Genomic DNA, 19913 nt, shown 5'->3' with positions numbered 1-19913 from the left:
CCGGCAATCGTTTGCTGTCAATGCTGTACCAGATTAGCGTCGTTTGGTGTCTGACACGCTACGCGACGATGGATTTTTTGTCCACGAGGACGCAGCCGATCAGCGCCTGCTCGTCCTTCAGCGACGGCAGCTGCGCGTGGACGCCGACATGCTGGGTGTCGTTGGCGCCGACGGCCACGGATCCGGCGCTGTCGCCGGTATGCGTACCCGGCGCATGCTCGAGGCTGCCCTCGTCGATGTCGCGGTCCTCGATCAGGGAGACGAGCTTGCGCACGCCCCAGTAGCCCATCTCGTAATGGGGTAGTTCGATGGAGCTCAACGCGGGAGACAGGATGCCCGCGATGAACGGCTGGTTGTCCACACCGATCACGGAGAGGTCGCGTCCGACGGTCAGGCCATGCTCCGCGGCAGCGCGATAGACCAGGTTCGCGCGTATGTCGTTGAAGCAAAACACGCCGTCCGGCCGCATGGCCTCGAACGCCCGGAGGAATTCTCCCGTGGTGTCCTGCTCGTCCACCGCGACCACCAGACGCCCGTCGGCCCCGACGCCGGCGGATTCGAGCGCCTCGCGGTATCCGGCCAGACGTCCGCGTTGGGCGACCAGGGGCACGTCGGCGCCCACGTACATGATGCGGCGGCATCCGGCGCGCAGCAGCCGCTCGGTGGCGTCACGGCCGATGCGCCGTTCGTCCGGGCTGATCGAGGGTCGCACGCCGTCCTCGTCCCGCGCATCGATCAGCACGGCGGGCACGCCGTCGAGCGACCGCGGCACCGTGACGGGGCGGTTGTACATCATCGCGTACAGGAAGCCGTCGGCCCCGTACCGTTTGATCGCGTCGATCTCCTGCTCCTCGAGTTCGGGGTCGTTGCCGGTGTTCACCGCCAGCAGGATGTAGCCGAGTTCTCGCGCGGCGTCCTGGGCGCCCAGCATGATCCTGCCCGAGAACGGGGTCGTGGAGATCTCATCGCTGACGAATCCGAGGATGCGGCTGCTGTGCGTGCGCAGGCTGCGCGCGACCGGATTCGGCTTGTAGCCGAGCAGTTTGGCCTGGCGTCGCACCTCCTTGGCGATGTCGGGCTTGATGCGCCCGCGCTCCTTGCCGTTCAGCACCCTGGAGACGGTGGAGGTCGACACCCCTGCCCTGTCGGCGACGTCCTTCATCGTTACCATGCGTCCTCCTCGACGGGATCGGACCGATGGCGGAACCATCGTGTCGGTCATTGTTCACCTCCTTCCATTATGTCCCACAGGACGCGGGCGGCCGCATCCCGGTCTACAGTCCCAGGACCGAGACGTCGGACACCCGCACCGTGCCGTGCTCGACGAACCAGCCGATCCTGCCGGGACGCCTGTCGTACAGACGCATGCCGAAAGCCAGGTCGCGGTCCACGTACATCACGGCGGCCGATCCGTCGACGAACAGCTCCACGCGGTAGCGTCGTCCCGCCTCCATCGCGAACGGCCGCTCCATCTCCACCGCATAGGGGAACAGCTGGCCGCCGCGTTCGTGCATCCGCAGCCCGGACCGCCATTCGATGCGGCGGTGCCAGGGGTCGAACGACAGATAGTAGCCGTCCGACAGCCGTTCGTCGGCATGCAGCATCAGGCCGAACCGCGCGGGTTCGCCTTCGTACTCCAGCGTGGCGGCGAGATATCCGGTGGCCGGCATCGCACATCCGAGCGCCGCGGCGAAGCCGTCGCCGGAGCCGGTCCATTCGTCGCCGTCATGGCGCCAATCGCCCTGCACGGGCACGGGCTCGACGGCCGTCGCCCCGTCCGCCCGTCCGAGCACGCCCGGCAGGTCTCCCGCGGGGGCGACGCCCAGGGTGCCGTCCGCGTGCTGGACCAGTCTATGGACCACCATCGACCCGCCCCAGTTCCAAGTCCGGTAGTCGGCGCAGTATTCCGGCGCCGGGTCGAAGTCCCACGAGTTCTCGCCGCGGGTCGGGTTCCAGCCGAAGATATAGCGGTCCGTGCCGTCGGAGCCCGTCTTCGCCGCGTAGAACGCGCGGGAGTCGAAGGTGTCGAGGGGCGGGCGCAGCCACGGGCCGCGCGGCGACCGGGCCATCCGGTAGTAGGTGGCGAAGCCGTCGGTGTAGTTGGAGAACACGAGGTACCACCAGTCGCCGATGCGGAACATGTCCGGGCATTCGTAAGCGGACTGGTGCAGGTCGGGCGCGTACAGCGGCGCCTCGCAGCGCCAGTGCGTCAGGTCGTCGGAGACGCACAGCCCCACGCATCCGTTGCGGTCGCCGCCGCCGGCGCGGCGCGCGGCGACGAGCATCCACCAGCATCCCTCGTCCTCGTTGAGGAACACGAAGGGATCGCGCCAGTCGGTCGGCTCATACATCGATTCGTCCGGGGCAAAGGGTTCGCCGACATCCTTCCAGTGAACCAGGTCGTCGCCGACGGCGTGCCGTATCCATTGGCGGTGCAGCTTGTCGTCGAACACGCAGTAGAAGAGATGGTAGGTGCCGTCGACGTCGATGACCGATCCGGTGCCGCCGTAGATGCCGACGGGGGTGTCCTCAATGGCGTCGGCATGGATGTCGGACATCAGGTGCCAGCCGTACCGCACCTGGTCGCGGGGCGCGTCGGGGTTCCAGTTCTTCAGGTAGAAGTTGCGGAACCTGCCGGTGCGGCGGTCGAAGAAGGGGATGACGTCGCCGACCTTCGCATGGTCGGGGGTGTAGAACAGGCTCATGATGGCGCTCCGTTGCGTGGGTGGGGATCGGGTATACGTATATCGTATATGAGGTCGGTATCCGATACGGATGACCTGTGGTTTCGGGTATGGAAGAACCGGCCCGGCGGGAGGGATAGGACCCACCGGACCGGTGTGTGAAGGCCGGATGACTCATGGGCCGCGCCGTGTCCGGCGTCGCGGCGGCCCCGCGGGACGCGCCCCTTCCACGGCGGGGACGCGGCGCCCATGCGGCCTCAGGCCGCGGGATGGCGGGCCTTCCAGGCCTCCGTGTCACGCACGTTCAGCCCGGGAATCCTGCCGAAGTAGTAGACGCATCCGGCCGCGAAGAACACCGGCAGCGACAGGCCGAAGGCCATCAGCACGCCGGGCCAGGTGAGCCAGATGAGGACGGTGAAGACGAAGCAGACCAGCATGAGCAGCGTGCACAGCGGACGGCACAGCAGCATCTGCAGCGTCATCTTCACGCACCAGCGGATGTTCTCGTCGAAGTTGGCGTGCACCACCCAGAATTCCATCGAGAAGGCGCCGTAGACGACGATGACGAGCAGCAGCACGCCCGCGCTGAGGTAGCCGAGCGGGCCGGCGTCGTGGAAGTTGACGACCGAGTAGTCGTAGATGACCAGCAGCCACAGCAGCAGCATCGGCCAGCCGGCCAGGTTGGCCTGCTTGAGCTCGGACTTCCACGCGCGGTGGAACACGGTCCAGGTCTCCTTGCAGGTCCACCAGTGGTCCGCGGAGTTGATCCAGGTGCGCCACGTGCTGTACGCGGCGGCGATCGAGGGGAAGAGGCCGGCGACGACGAGGCCCATCACCGTGTGCACGATGAAGGCGACGTTGATGACGAACGCCGTCAGAATCACACGGCAGACCAGCTCATAGCCGACTGCGAAACGAGCCATCGTGACCACCTTTCGTTGGCGACGCCGCCCATGGCGCCGTCCTCGGCACGGTCGACGGCGACCGGCCTGTCCCGCAGTCTACGCTGCGGGCCGTAACAGCTTGGATGAAGGACCGGGGCCCGGCCCGGCCGACCATGGCCGGACCGGCGGGCGCGGGCCCCGGAGGATGGAGGAAAGGGAACGGTTTAGCCTTTGACTGCGCCGAGCATGACGCCCTTGTTGAAGTACTTCTGCAGGAACGGGTAGAGCACCAGCAGGGGCAGGGTCGAGATGATGATGATCGCGAACTTCATCTGGTCCGCGATCTGCTGCAGATCCGACGCGGCCGCGGCGGACTGGCTGCTGCTCGCGTTGACCAGCAGGATCTGCTGCAGCACGTTCTGCAACGGCCACTTGTCCGTGTCCGTCACATAGATAAGACCCGTCATGTAGTCGTTCCAATGCGCCACGAAGCAGTACAAGCCGATCACCGCGATGATCGCGCTCGACAGGGGGATCACGATCCGGAAGAAGTACCCGAAATAGCTCATCCCGTCGATCTGCGCCGCGTCGTGCAGCTCCTCCGGGATCGACGTCTCGAAGAACGTGCGCGCCACGATCACGTTGTACGCGCTGATCGCGCCCGGCAGGATGAACACCAGGGCCGAGTTCAGCATGCCCAGCTGCTGGTACAGCAGGTACGTCGGGATCAGGCCGCCCGAGAAGAACATCGTCACCGTGAACAGGAACATGATCACCCTGCGGGCCCTGAACTCCGCGCGCGACAGGGCGAACGCGCACGGGATCGTGACCACCAGGTTCACGATAGTGCCCAGCACGGTGTACACGATCGTGTTCAGATAGCCGTTCCAGATCTGGTCGTTCTCGAACACCGCCTGGTAGCCCGCCATCGTGATGTCCTTCGGCAGGAACGTGACCTGGCCCGAGGCGACCGCGTTCGGGCTCGACACCGAGCTGATCACCACGAACCACAACGGGTACAGAACCGCGACCACGACCAGGGCCAGCAGCACCCAGATCACGATGTCGATCACCCAGTCGCTGGCCTTTTTCCTGTAATGCACCTTCGGGTTGAACGGGATGTCCGCGCCCGACGCCTTCGCGGCGGGCGCAACGCTTGCCGTACTCATAATCCTTGCCTCCCTGCCTTAGAAGATGCTCGCGTCGTTGACCTTCTTCGAGATGCCGTTCGCCAGCATCAGGAAGAGGAAGTTGATCACCGTGTTGAACAGACCGATCGCCGTCGAATACTCGAACTGGCTGCCCAGGATGCCGATCTTGTACGTGTACGTCGAGATCACCTCCGTCGCGGTCTGGTTCAGCGTGTTCTGCATCAGGTAGATCTTGTCGAACCCCACGTTCAGCACCGAACCCATCTGCATGATCAGCAGGATCGTGCACGTCGGCATGATCGCCGGCAGATCCACGTACCGGATCAGCTGCAGACGCGACGCGCCGTCCATCTTCGCCGCCTCATACAGGCTCGTGTCCACGCCCGACAGGGCCGCCAGGTAGATGATGCAGTTCCACCCGCAATGCTGCCACACCTCGCTGATCCAATACACCGCCGTGATCGCGTTCGGATCGCCCATCAGGCTCGTGTCACCGAAGAACCGGCCGATGATCCCCGAACCCGGCGACAGGAAGATGTTCAGCATCGACACGATCACCACCACCGAAATGAAATGCGGCATGTACGTGACCGTCTGCACGAACCCCTTGACCTTCTTCGAACCGATCTGGTTGATCAGCAGGGCCAGGATGATCGGGAAGATGAACCCCATCACCAACGTCCACAAGCTGATCCGCACCGTGTTCCACATGATCTCACCGAACACCGGCGACTGGAAGAACTGGACGAAGTACCTGAACCCCACCCAATCACCACCGGTCAACCCCTTGCTCGGCTCGAACTCGCGAAACGCCAACTGGATACCCCACATCGGCACATACGCGAACAGGAACATGAACACCAAACCAGGCGCCACCAGAATCCACAACTGCCAATACCGCTCAAAATGATACGCCAACCGCGACAACAAACTCCTCTTCGGACCTGCAGGCACCGATACCGCGGCTGCTTGAGATTTCTTAACCATAAAATGAACCCTTGCTCGTTATGCGATTAGGGAACCGCGGGCGGAATCCGGCATTGGATGCCGCCCGCGGTGGGACCGTCCGTCGTCGCGGCGGATCGCCGAGGCGACGGACGGTCATCATGCGATGGTCACTGCTGGGCCATGGCCTCGTCGTAGTACTTCTGCCAGATGTCGATGTTCTGCTGCAGACCCAGCGACTCGGCGGTCAGCTGCTGGATGTAGCTGTCCCAGCCTTCCTCGACGCCACCGTCCTGGACGAAGGTCGCCAGCTGGTTCATCGCGAAGTTGTCGATCGCGGTCTTGTTGTTGGCCAGCGTCTCGTTGTCCTCCTTGCTCGGATGGATCCAGATCGGGATGACCTCGGTGTCCGGATCGACGTGGCTCAGGGCCTCGCGGCAGGCCTCGTCGCTGGCGGTGACCTCATCGGCGTTGGTGTCGTTGATCATCGTCACGTTGTCGGGGATGTAGCCGGCGAAGCGGTCCTGCAGGGCGATGACGGCGGTGTCCTTGCGGCCGTTGACGTACGCCTTGTCGATGTCGATGGTGTACTGGCCGTTGCCGTCGTCGGAGACGTAGTCCGGGATGGAGCCGAAGTAGCCCTCGACCGAAAGCTTCTCGCCGTACATCGCGTTGATGACCTTCATCACCGCGTCCATGTTCACCGCGTCGGGGTTGACGCTGAGCACGTAGGCGAACTCGGTGCCGTCCATCGAGTAGTCCCACTTGACGTCCTCGTCGGGCATGTCGGCGGTCTCCTTGAGCGGCGGCAGCGTGACGTACTGGTCCACGAGGTTGCCGTACTCGCCGGCGGAGGACCAGCCGATCGAGACGCCGGTCAGCGCGGTCTTGCCGTCGTTCTGGGTCTGCGAGGCGTACTGCGAGTCGTCGCGGGTGAAGGTGTCCTTCGGGATCAGGCCCTCGCTCATCAGCTTGTTGAGGTAGGTGACGACGTCCTTCATCTCGTCGGCCGCGTAGTAGCTCTTGACCTGGCCGTCCTGCACGTAGTAGCCCTGCGTGGAGGCGGAGTTGCCCATGAAGTTGGTGGTGATGCCGGTGGAGTTCAGCAGCACCAGCGGGCTCCACAGGCCGAAGCTCAGGTCGCGGATGTTCATCGGGATCTCGTCGGCCTGGCCGTTGCCGTTCGGGTCCTGGTCGCGGAAGGCGATCAGCACCTGCTCGAGCTCGTCCCAGGTCGTCGGCATCTGCAGGCCGAGGTTGTCCAGCCAGGTCTTGTTGATGAACATGTGGGTCGCCGAGACGCGGTAGCCCTTGCCTCGGTCGGACGGCAGCATGTAGTAGTGGCCGTCGTCGTTGACCATCTTCTCGGCGGTCGGACGCTCGTCGAAGAACTTCTTGACGTTCGGCAGCTGGTCCATGTACTCGGAGAAGTCGAGGAAGCTGTCCGGATACTGGGAGACGTCGTTCAGGTCGAACAGCGACAGGCCGACGTCCGGGAAGTCGCCGGCGACCATCTTCGCGGACTTCTGCTGGCCCCAGGCGTTGTCGGTGATCTCCTCCCATTCGATGTGGCAGTCGCAGGCCGCCTCAAGCTCCTGGGTGAAGGGCATGTCCTTGACATGCACGTCCGTCACGTTGCGGCGGACGGTGATGTAGACGATCGGCTTGCCGTCGTCGGCGGTTTCGGGGTGGTCGTCGCCGCCGCACGCGGCGAGCGGGACCATCATCGCGGCCGCGGCGAACGCCGCCACGGCAAGTTTTGCGGTGTGGAGACTTCTGCGTCCCATGTTCTCTCCTTCGACACGTGGTGTGTACGGACCCGGCACGGAAGCCCCCCCCCCCGCGGCATGCAGCGACGGCTGCGCGTCGTGCCGTGGGGGATGTGCTATATGGCTTCGTCGCCGACCGGGTAGTTGCGAGTGTAATACGGCAATCGATTTCCGGCAAACGATTGCCTTTCGGAGTGTCGCAGCGAGAGGCTTGATATATCAACGTTTATTTCGATGTAGAACCATCACAGCACGGATGTGCGGTTTTTCCGCGTCGTCCACGATGCGGACGACGCGCGGGCGCGGGCGAGGCGTGGCCGCGACCACGCGCACGCGACCGGCCACGCACGGCGTAGGCATGCCACCGCGCGGACACACGACGGGCAACGCACGGCGAGACATACGGCGGGCAACGCACGGCGCCGGGCATGCGGCGCACGCGACGCGCACGGGAGGCATGCGGGCGCGGAGCGGCGAAGCACCGGCGATTGCCGCGAAGCGTGGCGCGCGTGGGGCATGCGACCCACGGCATGCGGCGACGGTGCGCCGGACGGAGTGCGGCCGCGCAGCCTCACGACCGCACGACCGCCGGCGGCGACGCGCCGCCCACGCGGGGCCGCCGGACGATCAGCCGCCGAGCAGGGCGAGCAGGTCGTCCCGGGTCAGCGCGGCGACCGCCGAGCCGGTGGCCGACGAGGCCTCGTCCACGAAGCGCGCCGCCAGGTCGGTCTTGGAGCGCTGCAGCTCCAGGATGCGCTCCTCGATCGTGTCCTTGGCGACGATCTGGTACACGTTGACGTCCTGGGTCTGCCCGATGCGGTGGGCGCGGTCGGTGGCCTGCTCCTGGGCGGCCGCGTTCCACCACGGGTCGGCGTGGATGACCACGCAGGCGCCGGTCAGGTTCAGCCCCGTGTTGCCGGCCTTCAGCGAGATGAGGAACACCGGGGTGTCGTCGTGGTTGAACGCGTCGACCAGCTCCACGCGGCGGCGCTTCGGGGTCGCCCCGGTGATCGTGTCGTAGCCGACGCCCCGTGCGCGCAGACGTTCGGCGATCAGGTCGAGGAACGAGGTGAACTGCGAGAACACCAGCACCTTGCGGCCGGCGTCCCGGCAGCCGTCGATCAGCTCCTCGATCGCGTCGAGCTTGGCGGAGCCGGCCCGCTCCCCCACGTCCTCGTACGCCAGCCGCGGATCGCAGCACACCTGCCGCAGCCGCGTCAGCTGGGCGAGCACCCGGATGCGGTCGCCGCCGAAGTCGACGTCGCGTTCCCGGACGATTGAGGCGCGCAGCCGCTGCTCGAGCGCCGCGTACAGCCGGCGCTGCTCGCCGGCCAGCGGCACGCTGATGACGTTCTCGATCTTGTCGGGCAGGTCGTCGAGCACGTCGGCCTTACGCCGGCGCAGGATGAACGGGCCGACGAACGACTGCAGCCGGGCCTGCGCGCGCTCGTCGCCGCTGAGGATCGGCTGTTCGAAGCGGTCGCGGAACCGCCGGTAGGGGCCGAGCATGCCCGGCATCAGGAAGTCGAACACGCTCCACAGCTCGGCCAGACGGTTCTCGATCGGCGTGCCGGTCAGCGCGAACCGGTGGCGCGCGTCGATCGAGCGCACCGCCTTCGAGGACTTGGTCGCGTGGTTCTTGACGTACTGCGCCTCGTCCAGCACCATGCAGTGGCATCGCAGCCCTCGGTACTCCTCGACGTCGCGGCGCAGCAGGTCGTAGGAGGTGACGAGCACGTCCGGCCGGGCCGGCGCGGCCGTGTCCTCCGGCAGCGGGGTGTCCGCGCCCTGCCAGCCGTCGTCGGCGCCCGGGGCCCGGGCGGCGACGACGGACGCCGCGCGCACGGGGCCGGGCGACGCCGGGTCGGCGGGCGACATCGCATCGGACGACGCCTCCGATCCGTCCGGCCCGCCGGGACGGTCCTGCGCCGCGCGCACGGACTCCAGCATCGCCCGCCGCTCGGCCTTGGCGCCCGCCACGACGGCGACGTCCAGGTCCGGGGCGAACCGTCGGAACTCGGCCTGCCAGTTGTACACCAGCGACGCGGGGCAGACGATCAGGTCCGGCCCCACCGCCCGTCCCTCGTCGCGCCGGGCGAGCAGCAGCGCGATCATCTGCACGGTTTTGCCCAGGCCCATCTCGTCGGCGAGGATGCCGCCGAAGCCCTTGTCGTACACCGCGTTGAGCCAGCGGAACCCCTCGGCCTGGTACGGGCGCAGCACCCCCGCCAGAGGCTCCGGCACCCGGTAGGCCTGCGGATCGAGCACGCGCAGGTCGTCGAGGTACGCACGGAACGTCTCGTCCTTGGCGTCGTCGTCGGCCTGGCCGTCGAGGTAGTAGGCGCTGTAGGCCGGCACGTCGACCGGGCCGAGCTCGAACCGGTCGATGTCGATGCCCAGATCGCGCGCGACATCGTCCACCTGCGAGACGTCCACCTGCGCCATGTCGACGAACGCGCCGCCGCGCAGGCGGTGGAACCGGCGGCGACGGCGGTAGCCGGCCAGCAGCCCCGGCACGTCCGCCATGTCGATCTCGTCGGCGATCGGGGATATCTCCACCAGACCGGAGCGCATCGACAGCCCCACGCGGATCACCGGGCGCGGCGCCGCGGTCAGCCCGTCGAACGCGGGCGTGGAGAACACCTCGCCGACGCCGCGCAGCACGGTCAGCCCCTCGGACAGCAGCCGGTAGGTCGCCTCGTCGTCGGACTCCGGAATGCATGCCACCGCCCCGTCCGGCCGCGGGAAGTAGTGCAGCGCCGCGTCCGCGGCCAGCCGTTCGGCGTCGCGGTCGCGCATCGCCGCGTCCTCGTCGGGGCCGGCGAACACGTGGTAGCGGCGGTCACCGTAGCGGGCCTGCACGTCGCAGGTCACGCCGTCGCGGTCGCGATCCAGGAAGATCTCGATCGCGCACGGTTCGCGGCGCAGCGCCAGCAGCTCCGCGGGCAGCCGGATCACGACGCCCTCGCCCGGCGCGCCTGCGCCCGCGCCCACGCCCGACGCGTCCACGCCCGACGCACGCGGCGTACCGCCGGCCGATGCGCCGGCCGGGCCGTCCGCCACCCCGCGATCCGGCTCCGTCTCCCCCGACGCCGCCTCCCACGACGCCGCGTCCCCCGACGCCGCACGGCCGGCGGACGCATCGTCGGACCCGACGGCGCGGAACAGCGGGACCACCGTCCGCATGAACGCCTCCGCATCGGCCGCGGACAGGTACCGGTCCTCGCCGCCCTCGGTCCCGCACAGCGCCTCGATCGCCGCCCGCGCCCGGCGGAACCGCGGCGAGCAGCGGTACAGCCGCACCTCGTCCGGCGACCAATCGCCGCTCCCGGCCCCGTCCCCGCCGACGCCGCCGCGCGCGGCGCCGGACAGCGTGGCCGCCACCGTGGGCGCGACCGCGACGAACATCAAGGCGCCGCCCTCCACGACGTCGAGCACGTCCAGGCGATGCCGGACCACGTAGCCGGCATCGCCGTCCCGTTCGACGGCCAGCCCCAGGTCGGGGTCGCCGTCCAGCACGCGGACCGGCTCGGCCTGCAGACGGTACGGCCGCTCGTAGTCCAGGGTGGCGTCCCCGCCGGCGTACAGCGCCAGCAGCTCCGCGACCTCGTCGCCGCTGAGCGTGACGACGTCCGGGTCCGAGCCGCGCTGGTAGTAGCGCATGCCGTCCAGCACCGACCGGCGGATGCGCAGGGCGCGCTCGATCAGGTCGAACACCGCCTGCGAGCGCTCGTCCAGCGCGTCGCGGGTGTGGACGAACGCAAGCCGCCTGCCGTGGGAGCGGAACTCGCGGCGCCGCACCGCATCCACCAGATCGCCGACGTCCTTGACCACATACCAGATGTTCCGGGCCGGCACCCCGATGCGCAGCCGCAGCGCCCACGAGCGGCCGCCGCCGCGGATCTCCGGGCGCAGGGCGACGCCGCCGATCGGCATGTGCCGCATGGCCGCGCCGGCCGGGGATCCGCCGGCGGCCGACGGCTCGGTTCCGGCGGCGCCGCCCGCGCCGGACACCGAGCCGATCTCCTTTAGCAGCGACAGCTGGCGGCGCTGCGTCTCGGCGCGGCGGGCGTCGTCCTGCGCGCGCATGAACGACTCGAGGGCGCGGGATGTGCGCTGCCGGCGCCGCGCGCGCGACGCGCGATCGCGGAGCGCGCCCGGGTCCGCGTCCATATCGGCGGACGGAGAGAAGTCGTTCGGCGACTCGTCGTAGTACATGACCAGCGCGATCACGTGCTTGCAGACGGCGCCGAACCGCCCGTAGGCCGGGCAGGTGCACGACGACGCGGTGATGTCTGCGGCGTCCTCGTCGACGTGGACGGACACCTCGTAGTCGTCGGCGTAGCGGTCGGCCGCGGCGACGGAGGCGCCCAGCGTGATGCCGTCGTCGGTGTAGACGTACACGGCGTCGGCGATGCGGCCGGAGTCGATCACCTCGTGCGCGCGGTAGAACGCCTTGCCGCCCAGCCGGCGCAGCCGGTCCTCCGGCACCAGCTCGTCGGCGAGCGCGCCGTAGGTCACGCCGTCGCCGGGGTCGCCGTATTCGTCGCCGAAGCCCCGCAGGCCGTCGCCGCGGCCGTAGGCCATCGATCCGCCGCCGAGGCCACTCCGGCCACGCGGCGAGCCGCCACGGGAGCCGTACACCTCCGCATGCCAGTCCATGTCGCCCCTTCCGCCGCGCGCAACCCGACCTCCCATTATCGCATCGGCCGCCGCCGCGGCCGCGCGATTCCCCGGCGGGCCGAACCGGCGAGGTGCGCGGACTTAGGTTCATGACCGTACGCCGGCATCGTGAATCTCGAACCCCGTTATGACCTTATGACCCTTATCTGTAGTCGATATGAGACCTTGCAGACACCCGAATCCGCTACGTGAGGCAGCTTCCTCGGAAGACCGGAGGTATTGTTGGCGGTATTCCGCGCCCGATACTTAAGGCATGGCGTCCCGAGTGCCTCACATAGTGGAGTTAGATGTCCGCAGACCCCGAAATCCACTACAGATAATCCAGAAATACGGCGACAACGCTAGCCGCGTTCGGCCTGCGCGACGGCGGCCTCGACGTCGCGCAGGCGGTTGCGCAGCGCGGTCTCGACGTCGACGCCGTCGGCGTCCGCCCGCCGGATCACGGCGAGGATCTCGTCGGCGTACCGTTCGCCGGCCTCGGCGTCGGCGTCGTCGCGGATGGCGTGGTCGAACGCCTGGAACAGCCGGTCGGCGTGCTCCGAGCCCGCGATGCGGTGCACGACCTTGGCCGCGCGCAGGAACGCGCCCTGCGAATGCGAGATGCCCTCGAGCACCGACGTGCGGTGCTTCTCCTTGCGCTTCATCGCGTTCCACAGCGCCAGCACCTCCTCCGGCGACCGCCCGGATCCCCCGGCGCCCTCCGCGCCGTCCGAACCGTCGGCGCCGTCCCCGGCATCGGGCGCGAACACCGCCGGATGCCGGGTGACGAGCTTGTCGACGAGCCGGTCGCACACCTCGTCCAGCGTGAACGGATCGGCGTCGTCCTTCTCGCACACCACGCCCTGGAACACCGACTGCAGCAGCAGGTCGCCGAGCTCCTCGCGCATGCCCTCGCGGTCGCCGGCCTCGACGGTGTCGACGTATTCGTAGGTCTCTTCGATCAGGTTCCTGAGCAGGGTGCGGTTCGTCTGCTTGCCGTCCCACGGGCAGCCGCCCGGGTTCGCCAGGATCGTCACCACCGCGCGCACGCGTTCGAGCGCGCTCGTCGCCTCGGCGACGGGCCTGAGCTTCGGGCAGCGTTCGAATCCTTCGGGCAGCTGGTAGTCGTCATGTGCGGCCTGTGTCATGCCTCCACTGTAGCGCGCCTACCGGCGGCGGCCGCCGCAGCGCTTGCCGCCGACGCCGGAGCGCCCGTCCGGCCCCCACGGCCCGCGGCGCTCCTCGCGCAGCGCGGCGAGGTGGCGCTTCATCGCCAGCAGCATGATGTGCGCGTCCTCCAGCCCCAGATGGCGCTCCCGTTCGTCCTCGGGCAGCGCGCCCTGACGGCGGGCGTAGGACTGCAGCGAGTTGTCGCCGTAAGGATGCTCCGGGCCGGGCGCCGAGCCCGGGTCCCAGCGCCGGCTCATCGGCATCGTGTCGATGATCGTGATGCGCCCGGCGCGGTAGCTTTCCGCATACCCGGCCACATTGAGCATGAAGAAGCGGTGCTCGAAGTTCGCGTTGTGCGCCACGTACGGCTGGCGCTCCAGACGGACCAGCAGCCCGCGCTGCGCCTCGGGCCACTCGTCGAACAGCCGGTAGGGCGCCCCGGCTCGCCCCCGCACGTCGATGCCGGTCAGTTCGAGGATCGTCGGGTTGCCGTGGCGGGCGTTCCCCGCCGGCACGCCGAACGGCAGCCGCGACTGGCCGTACGCGTCGCCGGCCCGGTAGCCGTCCCGCACATACGCCGCCGACGCCTGCGCATCGGCCTCCGGCGGACGGGGCGAGGCCATGTTCATGTATTCGAAGCCGACGTCGATGATGTAGTCGCGCGTCGGCTCGACGCCGGTCGTCTCGATGTCGATGCCCATCACGGCGTCCACGCCGCGGCCCGGCAGGTAGGCGTCGCGCCAGTCAGAGCCGCCCCGGCCCCGGGTTTCGGCGGATGCGCCGTCCGCGGCCGGGGCGCCGTGCGCCGACCCGTCCGTTCCGCCCGCGCCCGCGGCGCCGCCCGACGTCCCGTCCGCAGGCACGTCCGACGATGCCGCGCCGGCGCGCGCGACGTCCGCCCTCGCCTGCGGCGCCCCGCCTCGTCCGCGGGACCGACGGCGCACCGCCCGGGCGTCGGCGATCTCGGCGGTGGCGTCCTGGATGTCGTCGACCGGCGGCGCGCCCTGAGCCGCATGGAGCACCGGCACGGTGACGCGGCCGCGCCGCTCGTACGCGACCGTCCACAGCCCCTCGGCCACGCCGCGGTCCATCAGCAGCGCGATCTCGTCGCACAGCCGGCGGTTCGCGTAGGCGATCGCGCGCGGCAGGCGGTACGAGGCGATCAGACGGTCGAAGTCCCGCATGAACGCGGTGCCGCACTGCGCAAGCACCGCCTCCAGCCGGTCGCGCACCGCGTAGTCGCGCTTGAGCAGCCCGTGCACATCCGAACCCGCCCCGGGTTCGAGGTCCTCGTCGCGGGCCGCGCCGACGCCGTGCGCGAAGTCGAGCGTGCGCAGCCACGCCCAGTCCACCGGCCGCCCGTCGGCGTCGGCGTCCATCACCGCCGCCCACTGGTCGACGTCGTCATGGGCGCGCGCCAGCCAGGCGGCGCCGTCGCCGGCGGAAGCCATCGTCATCGCCATCCCCTCGTCCCTCTCCGGCACCGGCGCGCCGCGCCGGCCGGCGCTCACAGGTCGAAGCCCAGCTCCTGCGCGGCCTCGGTCGGCACCGGGTCCTCGCACCACAGGTCGGACAGGTTCTCGTCGCTGCACAGCGAGCGGATCTCGGCCCGGTCGATGTACACCTCGCCGGACAGGTGGTCGGTCTCGTGCTGGAAGATGCGCGCCGGCCAGCCGTGCAGGCGCTCCTCGTGGCGGTTGCCGTCCTCGTCCTGCCAGCGGGCGACGATGTCGAGCCAGCGGCGGCGCACCGCCTGGTAGCCCGAGAAGCTCAGGCAGCCCTCGTAGAAGCTGGCGGTCCGCTCGCCGACCGGCTCGTAGCTGGGGTTGATGATGACGTGGAACGGCAGCTCGCTGATCTCGCGCGGGTCGTCCTCGTCGCCCTCGCGCACGTGGTCCTCCAGCACCGCGATGGCCAGCCCCAGGCCGATCTGCGGGCCGGCCAGGCCGACGCCCGGCGCCTCCAGCATCGTGGCGCGCATCGCGTCGATCAGCTTGTCCAGCGTGCGCTTGGAGAGCTGGCCGGCGTACGGCTCGGTCCGCTGGCGCAGCACCGGCTCGCCCATCTGCACGATCGGCAGGATCCGCTCCTTGCCGCCGGTCTTGATCAGGCGCTCGACCTCACGGTTGAGCTCGGTATCGACTTTGGCGTGTTGCCCGAACATCGCGGTTCCTTTCCGTGGTTCGCATGGTTCTCATGGTTCGTGTGGTTCGTGTGGTTCGCGGCCGCGGGCCGCACCGGCCCGTATGGCCCATATGGCCGACGCAGCCCGCATGGCCGCAGGCGGGCCGCATGGGTCCGGGACGCCGGTCGCGCCCGATCGCGCCGGTTCACCGGCCCGCCGCTGCCGCAGGGCTACAGCGCGAGCTCCTCGGCCACGACGGCGGCCAGGCGCCCGCACACCGCGTCGGCCTGCTCCTGCGTGGCGGCCTCGGCCATCACGCGCACCAGCGGCTCGGTGCCGGAGGGGCGCAGCAGCACGCGGCCGGTGTCGCCGAGCAGCCGCTCCTCGCGTTCCACGGCGGCCTGCACCTTGGCGTTCGTGGAGGCGGCCATCTTGTCGACGTTCGGCACGTTGACCAGCTGCTGGGGCAGCTGCGGGAAGTCGGCGGCCAGCTCCTTGAGGCTGCGGCCGGAGCGGACGACCTCGTTGCACAGCGTCAGCGCGGTGAGCGTGCCGTCGCCGGTGGTGGCGAACTCGCGGTTGATGACGTGGCCGGACTGCTCGCCGCCCAGCGTGTAGCCGCCGCGCAGCATCTCCTCGAGCACGTAGCGGTCGCCGACGTTGGTCTGGACCGTGGCGATGCCCATGTCCTTCAGGGCGAGCTTGAGGCCGAGGTTGCTCATCACGGTGACGACCAGCGTGTCGTGGGCGAGCTTGCCCTCGGCCTTCTTGGCGCGGGCGAGGATGCCCATGATCTGGTCGCCGTTGACCATCGTGCCGTCCTCGTCGACCGCCAGGCAGCGGTCGGCGTCGCCGTCGAAGGCCACGCCCATCGCCGCGTCCGAGGCGCGGACCATCGCCTGCAGCTGCTCGGGGTGCGTGGAGCCGGCGTTCTTGTTGATGTTGTAACCGTCCGGCGAGGCGTTGATGACCACGACCTCGGCGCCGGCGCGGCGCAGCGCCTCCGGGGCGACCACCGAGGTCGCGCCGTTCGCGCAGTCGGCGACGATCTTCAGGCCCTCGAGCGGCTTGGGCTGCACCTTGTCCGGGCCGATCGGGGCGATCGTGGAGACCAGGTGGTCGATGTACAGGTTGGTGGCGGTCACCGTGTCGTGGCTGACGCGGCCGACGCCGGCGCCGGTCGGGCGCTCCCAGTCCTGGCCGAGCACGGCCTCGATCTCGTCCTCCTTGGCGTCGGCGAGCTTGTAGCCGCCGCGCGCGAAGAACTTGATGCCGTTGTCCGGCATCGGGTTGTGCGAGGCGGAGATCACCGCGCCCATCTCGACGTTGAGCACGCTGGTCAGGTAGGCGACGCCCGGCGTGGGGATGATGCCCGCGTCGATGACGTCGAAGCCGCCGGCGCTCATGCCCGCGGACAGCGCCGAGGCCAGGAAGTCGCCGGAGACGCGCGTGTCGCGGCCGATCAGCGCGCGGCGGCGGCCCTCGGGGCGGCCGTCCTGGCTGGCGGGGTCGCCCAGCACGCGCACCGCGGCGTCGCCCAGATCGAGCGCCAGCCTCGCGGTGAGGTCGCGGTTCGCAAGTCCTCGTACGCCATCGGTTCCGAACATTCTGGGCATCGTCACTTCTTCCTTCCGCAAGGCGGCATGGGCCGCTTATCCATGTACCGTCACCATGGTACTCACCCCGGGCCGGATCGGCCGCGCCGATGCCGCGATGCTGCCCCGTTTCGACGCATTTGCCGCATGGGCCGCATGTGCAGGCCCAATATGGCGGGAACCGTGCGTCCCGCGTCCGCGGATCGCACGGTTCCCGACGGTTGCCCTCCCTCGGGCGCCGTCACAGGGCGGCGTTGTAGTCGCGCACCTTGAGCATGCGGTGCGAGGCGTCGACGTTCTCGAGGATGATGCGGCGCAGCGCGTTGTCCGCGTCCTCGTGGCCGGCCAGCCAGGCGTCGCCGAGCTCGACCAGACGCGCCGGATCGGCGTTCACCGGGTACAGGCCGTTGAGCAGCGCCTCGGCCATGTGGAACGTGCGGTTCGTCCAGATCCAGTCGATCTCCTCGAAGTAGCGGTCGGCGTACGGCTCGGCCAGCTCGGCCTTCGCGGCGGTGCAGCCGCGGGCGACGGCCTCGAGCTGCATGTTGGTCAGCGACTCGTTGCGGATCGCCTCGTTCCACGCCCAGTCCTTGGCCTCGGCGGTGGCGCGGGAGGCGCGGGCGCCGAGCGCGAACTCGCGGTTCTCGGTGGTGTCGCGGCGGGCGAGCTCCTCGTCGATGCCGGCCTCGTCGACGAGGTTCACCGTGGCGAGGGCCTTGATCAGCGACCAGCGCATGTTGTTGTCGATCTGCAGGCCCGGCATGCTCACGGTGCCGTCGAGCAGGCCGCGCACGTTGGCGGCGAACTCGGCGTCGCCCTCCTCGCCGTAGGTCAGGTAGGCGCCGACCAGCTGGAACTGCTCGTCGGAGCCGGCCTCGGCGGCGTTCGCGAGCTTCCACAGCTCGGCGGCGACGTGCCGGGCGACGTCGGCGCGGCGGGCGGGGGCCACGTAGTGGTGGGCCGTCGTGGAGACCTGGCCGAGCGCGTAGCGGAACGTCGTCGACTCGTGCTCGGTGGCGAGCGCCTTGAGGCTCAGGTCGATGAACCGCTCGGCCGGGAACTCGGCGTCGCGCGTCATGTCCCACAGCGACAGCCAGACCACGGAGCGGGCCAGCGCGTCGTCGAAGCGGTACAGGTTCTCGGCCGCGAACTCGAGCGACGCGTCGTCGAAGCGCAGCTTGGCGTAGGTCAGGTCGTCGTCGTTCACGAGGATGAACGCCGGGCGCGGGCGGCCGGCGGCCTGCTCGACCACGGTGGTCTCGCCGTCGACGTCCAGCTCGATGCGGTCGGTGCGCACGATGCGGCCGTGCCCGTCCTCGTCGTAGAAGCCGATGGCCAGGCGGTGCGGACGCAGGACCGGATGCTCGGCGGGCGCGGTCTGGGTCAGGGTCAGCGAGGCGATGGTGCCGTCGGCGCCCTCCTCGACCGTGGCGGCGATCGTGTTGGCGCCGGCCTGCTCGAGCCACTTGGCGCTCCACGCCTTCAGGTCGCGGCCGGAGGTCTCCTCCAGCTCGGCGAGCAGGTCGGCGAGCGTCGCGTTGGAGTACGCGTGGTTGTTCAGGTAGTGGTTGATGCCCTCGAAGAAGCGGTCGCGGCCCACGTAGGCGACCAGCTGCTTGAGCACGGAGGCGCCCTTGGCGTAGGTGATGCCGTCGAAGTTCACGTACGTGTCGTTCAGGTCGTTGATCGGCGCGACGATCGGGTGCGTGGTCGGCAGCTGGTCCTGGTTCAGGCCCCAGCTCTTCTCGCCGGAGTTGAACGTCGCCCAGGCGTCGCGCCACTCGGTCGCCTCGGCGGTGGCGAGCGTGGAGGTGAACTCGGCGAAGGACTCGTTGAGCCACAGGTCGTTCCACCACTTCATCGTCACGTAGTCGCCGAACCACATGTGCGCGAGCTCGTGCAGCACGGTCACCACGCGGCGCTCGGCCATCGCGTCGGTCACCTTGGACTCGAAGACGTACTGGTCGCGGATCGTGACCAGGCCGATGTTCTCCATGGCGCCCGCGTTGTACTCGGGCACGTAGATCTGGTCGTACTTGGCGTACGGGTAGGGGATGCCCCAGGTCTTGGCGTAGAACGCGAAGCCGGCCTTGGTGACGTCGAACAGGTAGTCGACGTCCTTGGCCATCGCGTCCTTGAGCGCCTGGCGGCAGTACATGCCCATCGGCACGGTGCGGCCGTCCTCGTTCGCGTACTCGGTGTGCCACTCGGCGTACGGGCCGGCGCAGATCGCGGTCAGGTACGAGCTCATCGTCACGGTCGGCTCGAACGTCCACAGCCGCACGCGCTCGGCCGGGTGGTCGCCCAGCGTGCCCTCGGCGGTCATGCCGTCGACCGACGAGACGGCGTGCACCGGCTGGTTCGACAGCACGGTCCAGCTTTCCGCGGCCAGCACCGAGAAGTCGAACACGGCCTTGATGTCGGGCTGGTCGAACACGGCGTAGACTCGGCGGGCGTCCGGCACCTCGAACTGGGAGTACAGGTACACGTTGCCGTCGGAGGGGTCGACGCTGCGGTGCAGGCCCTCGCCGGTGTTGGAGTAGCGGCACAGCGCCTTGACGACGACCTCGTTGTGCTCGCGCAGGCCCGTGAGCTCGATGCGGTCGTCCGCGTACGCGGCGGCCGGGTCGAGCGGCTCGCCGTTGAGGACGATCTCGCTGACCTCGTCGGCGATCAGGTCGAGGAAGGTCGTGGCGCCCGGCGTGGCGTCGAAGGTGACCCTGGTCGCGGAACCGAAGTTCCGCGCGCCGACCGTGACGTCGAGCGAGACCCAATAGTGAACGGGAGCCGAAACTACGGCCTTGCGCTCCCCGGCTTCGACCCGGGTCAGGTTTGCTCCTGGCATTGTGTACCTTTCTGCTGTTGCGGTTTCCCGCGTCCGGTGCGGACGCGGCGATGACATCGCCGGGCCGGTCTCATGGACCGGTC

12 protein-coding genes are annotated in these 19913 nt (G+C 69.1%); all 12 read right to left on the bottom strand.

Annotated elements, in window-relative coordinates:
* Positions 1-58: 58 nt before the first annotated feature.
* Positions 59-1210 carry a LacI family DNA-binding transcriptional regulator gene (locus KIH73_RS06310; RefSeq protein WP_219081696.1) on the bottom strand — a complete coding sequence of 384 codons (1152 nt, stop codon included), beginning with the start codon at positions 1208-1210 and terminating at the stop codon, positions 59-61.
* A gap of 64 nt (positions 1211-1274) precedes the next feature.
* Entirely contained in the window at positions 1275-2705 is a 1431-nt protein-coding gene (locus KIH73_RS06305; protein ID WP_219081675.1) for a glycoside hydrolase family protein, read from the bottom strand.
* Positions 2706-2941: 236 nt separating this feature from the next.
* Positions 2942-3607 (bottom strand): YesL family protein, encoded by a 666-nt coding sequence (locus KIH73_RS06300; RefSeq protein ID WP_219081673.1) that lies wholly within the window; start codon positions 3605-3607, stop codon positions 2942-2944.
* 185 nt (positions 3608-3792) lie between these two features.
* A complete protein-coding gene (locus tag KIH73_RS06295) occupies positions 3793-4737 on the bottom strand; it encodes a carbohydrate ABC transporter permease (RefSeq protein ID WP_219081671.1) in 945 nt (314 codons plus the stop codon).
* A gap of 18 nt (positions 4738-4755) precedes the next feature.
* Entirely contained in the window at positions 4756-5706 is a 951-nt protein-coding gene (locus tag KIH73_RS06290) for an ABC transporter permease (protein ID WP_219081669.1), read from the bottom strand.
* A 128-nt stretch (positions 5707-5834) separates the two neighbouring features.
* Positions 5835-7451: a type 2 periplasmic-binding domain-containing protein gene (locus KIH73_RS06285; protein ID WP_219081667.1), complete on the bottom strand. Its 1617-nt coding sequence runs from the start codon at positions 7449-7451 to the stop codon at positions 5835-5837.
* Positions 7452-8060: 609 nt separating this feature from the next.
* Complete coding sequence (locus KIH73_RS06280) at positions 8061-12095, bottom strand: SNF2-related protein (RefSeq protein WP_219081665.1); 4035 nt, start codon at positions 12093-12095, stop codon at positions 8061-8063.
* A 362-nt stretch (positions 12096-12457) separates the two neighbouring features.
* The gene (locus KIH73_RS06275) at positions 12458-13243 is read right to left on the bottom strand and encodes a MazG nucleotide pyrophosphohydrolase domain-containing protein (RefSeq protein WP_219081663.1); all 786 of its coding nucleotides are present in this window, start codon (positions 13241-13243) and stop codon (positions 12458-12460) included.
* Between the two features lie 18 nt (positions 13244-13261).
* On the bottom strand, positions 13262-14722 hold the full coding sequence (locus KIH73_RS06270) for a PolC-type DNA polymerase III domain-containing protein (protein WP_236022625.1): 1461 nt from the start codon (positions 14720-14722) through the stop codon (positions 13262-13264).
* 50 nt (positions 14723-14772) lie between these two features.
* Positions 14773-15429, bottom strand: a complete 657-nt coding sequence (locus KIH73_RS06265) for a peptide deformylase (RefSeq protein WP_219081661.1) — start codon at positions 15427-15429, stop codon at positions 14773-14775.
* A gap of 191 nt (positions 15430-15620) precedes the next feature.
* Entirely contained in the window at positions 15621-17006 is a 1386-nt protein-coding gene (gene glmM, locus KIH73_RS06260; protein WP_219081659.1) for a phosphoglucosamine mutase, read from the bottom strand.
* 220 nt (positions 17007-17226) lie between these two features.
* Positions 17227-19830, bottom strand: coding sequence for an aminopeptidase N (pepN, locus tag KIH73_RS06255; RefSeq protein WP_219081657.1), 2604 nt, complete (start codon positions 19828-19830; stop codon positions 17227-17229).
* Between the last annotated feature and the right edge of the window lie 83 nt (positions 19831-19913).

This window comes from Bifidobacterium phasiani, from assembly GCF_019331775.1.
Classification (GTDB): Bacteria; Actinomycetota; Actinomycetes; order Actinomycetales; family Bifidobacteriaceae; genus Bifidobacterium; species Bifidobacterium phasiani.
Note: the sequence above shows the minus strand (reverse complement) of the source record. Positions and strands in the feature narration are given on the sequence as shown.

Excerpts from the sequence above, each read along its gene's own strand:
- KIH73_RS06285 (WP_219081667.1), bottom strand. The coding sequence starts at position 7,451 with ATGGGACGCAGAAGTCTCCACACCGCAAAACTTGCCGTGGCGGCGTTC.
- KIH73_RS06295 (WP_219081671.1), bottom strand. The coding sequence starts at position 4,737 with ATGAGTACGGCAAGCGTTGCGCCCGCCGCGAAGGCGTCGGGCGCGGAC.
- KIH73_RS06265 (WP_219081661.1), bottom strand. The coding sequence starts at position 15,429 with ATGTTCGGGCAACACGCCAAAGTCGATACCGAGCTCAACCGTGAGGTC.
- KIH73_RS06270 (WP_236022625.1), bottom strand. The coding sequence starts at position 14,722 with ATGACGATGGCTTCCGCCGGCGACGGCGCCGCCTGGCTGGCGCGCGCC.
- KIH73_RS06300 (WP_219081673.1), bottom strand. The coding sequence starts at position 3,607 with ATGGCTCGTTTCGCAGTCGGCTATGAGCTGGTCTGCCGTGTGATTCTG.
- glmM (WP_219081659.1), bottom strand. The coding sequence starts at position 17,006 with ATGCCCAGAATGTTCGGAACCGATGGCGTACGAGGACTTGCGAACCGC.
- KIH73_RS06305 (WP_219081675.1), bottom strand. The coding sequence starts at position 2,705 with ATGAGCCTGTTCTACACCCCCGACCATGCGAAGGTCGGCGACGTCATC.
- KIH73_RS06275 (WP_219081663.1), bottom strand. The coding sequence starts at position 13,243 with ATGACACAGGCCGCACATGACGACTACCAGCTGCCCGAAGGATTCGAA.
- KIH73_RS06290 (WP_219081669.1), bottom strand. The coding sequence starts at position 5,706 with ATGGTTAAGAAATCTCAAGCAGCCGCGGTATCGGTGCCTGCAGGTCCG.
- pepN (WP_219081657.1), bottom strand. The coding sequence starts at position 19,830 with ATGCCAGGAGCAAACCTGACCCGGGTCGAAGCCGGGGAGCGCAAGGCC.
- KIH73_RS06310 (WP_219081696.1), bottom strand. The coding sequence starts at position 1,210 with ATGGTTCCGCCATCGGTCCGATCCCGTCGAGGAGGACGCATGGTAACG.
- KIH73_RS06280 (WP_219081665.1), bottom strand. The coding sequence starts at position 12,095 with ATGGACTGGCATGCGGAGGTGTACGGCTCCCGTGGCGGCTCGCCGCGT.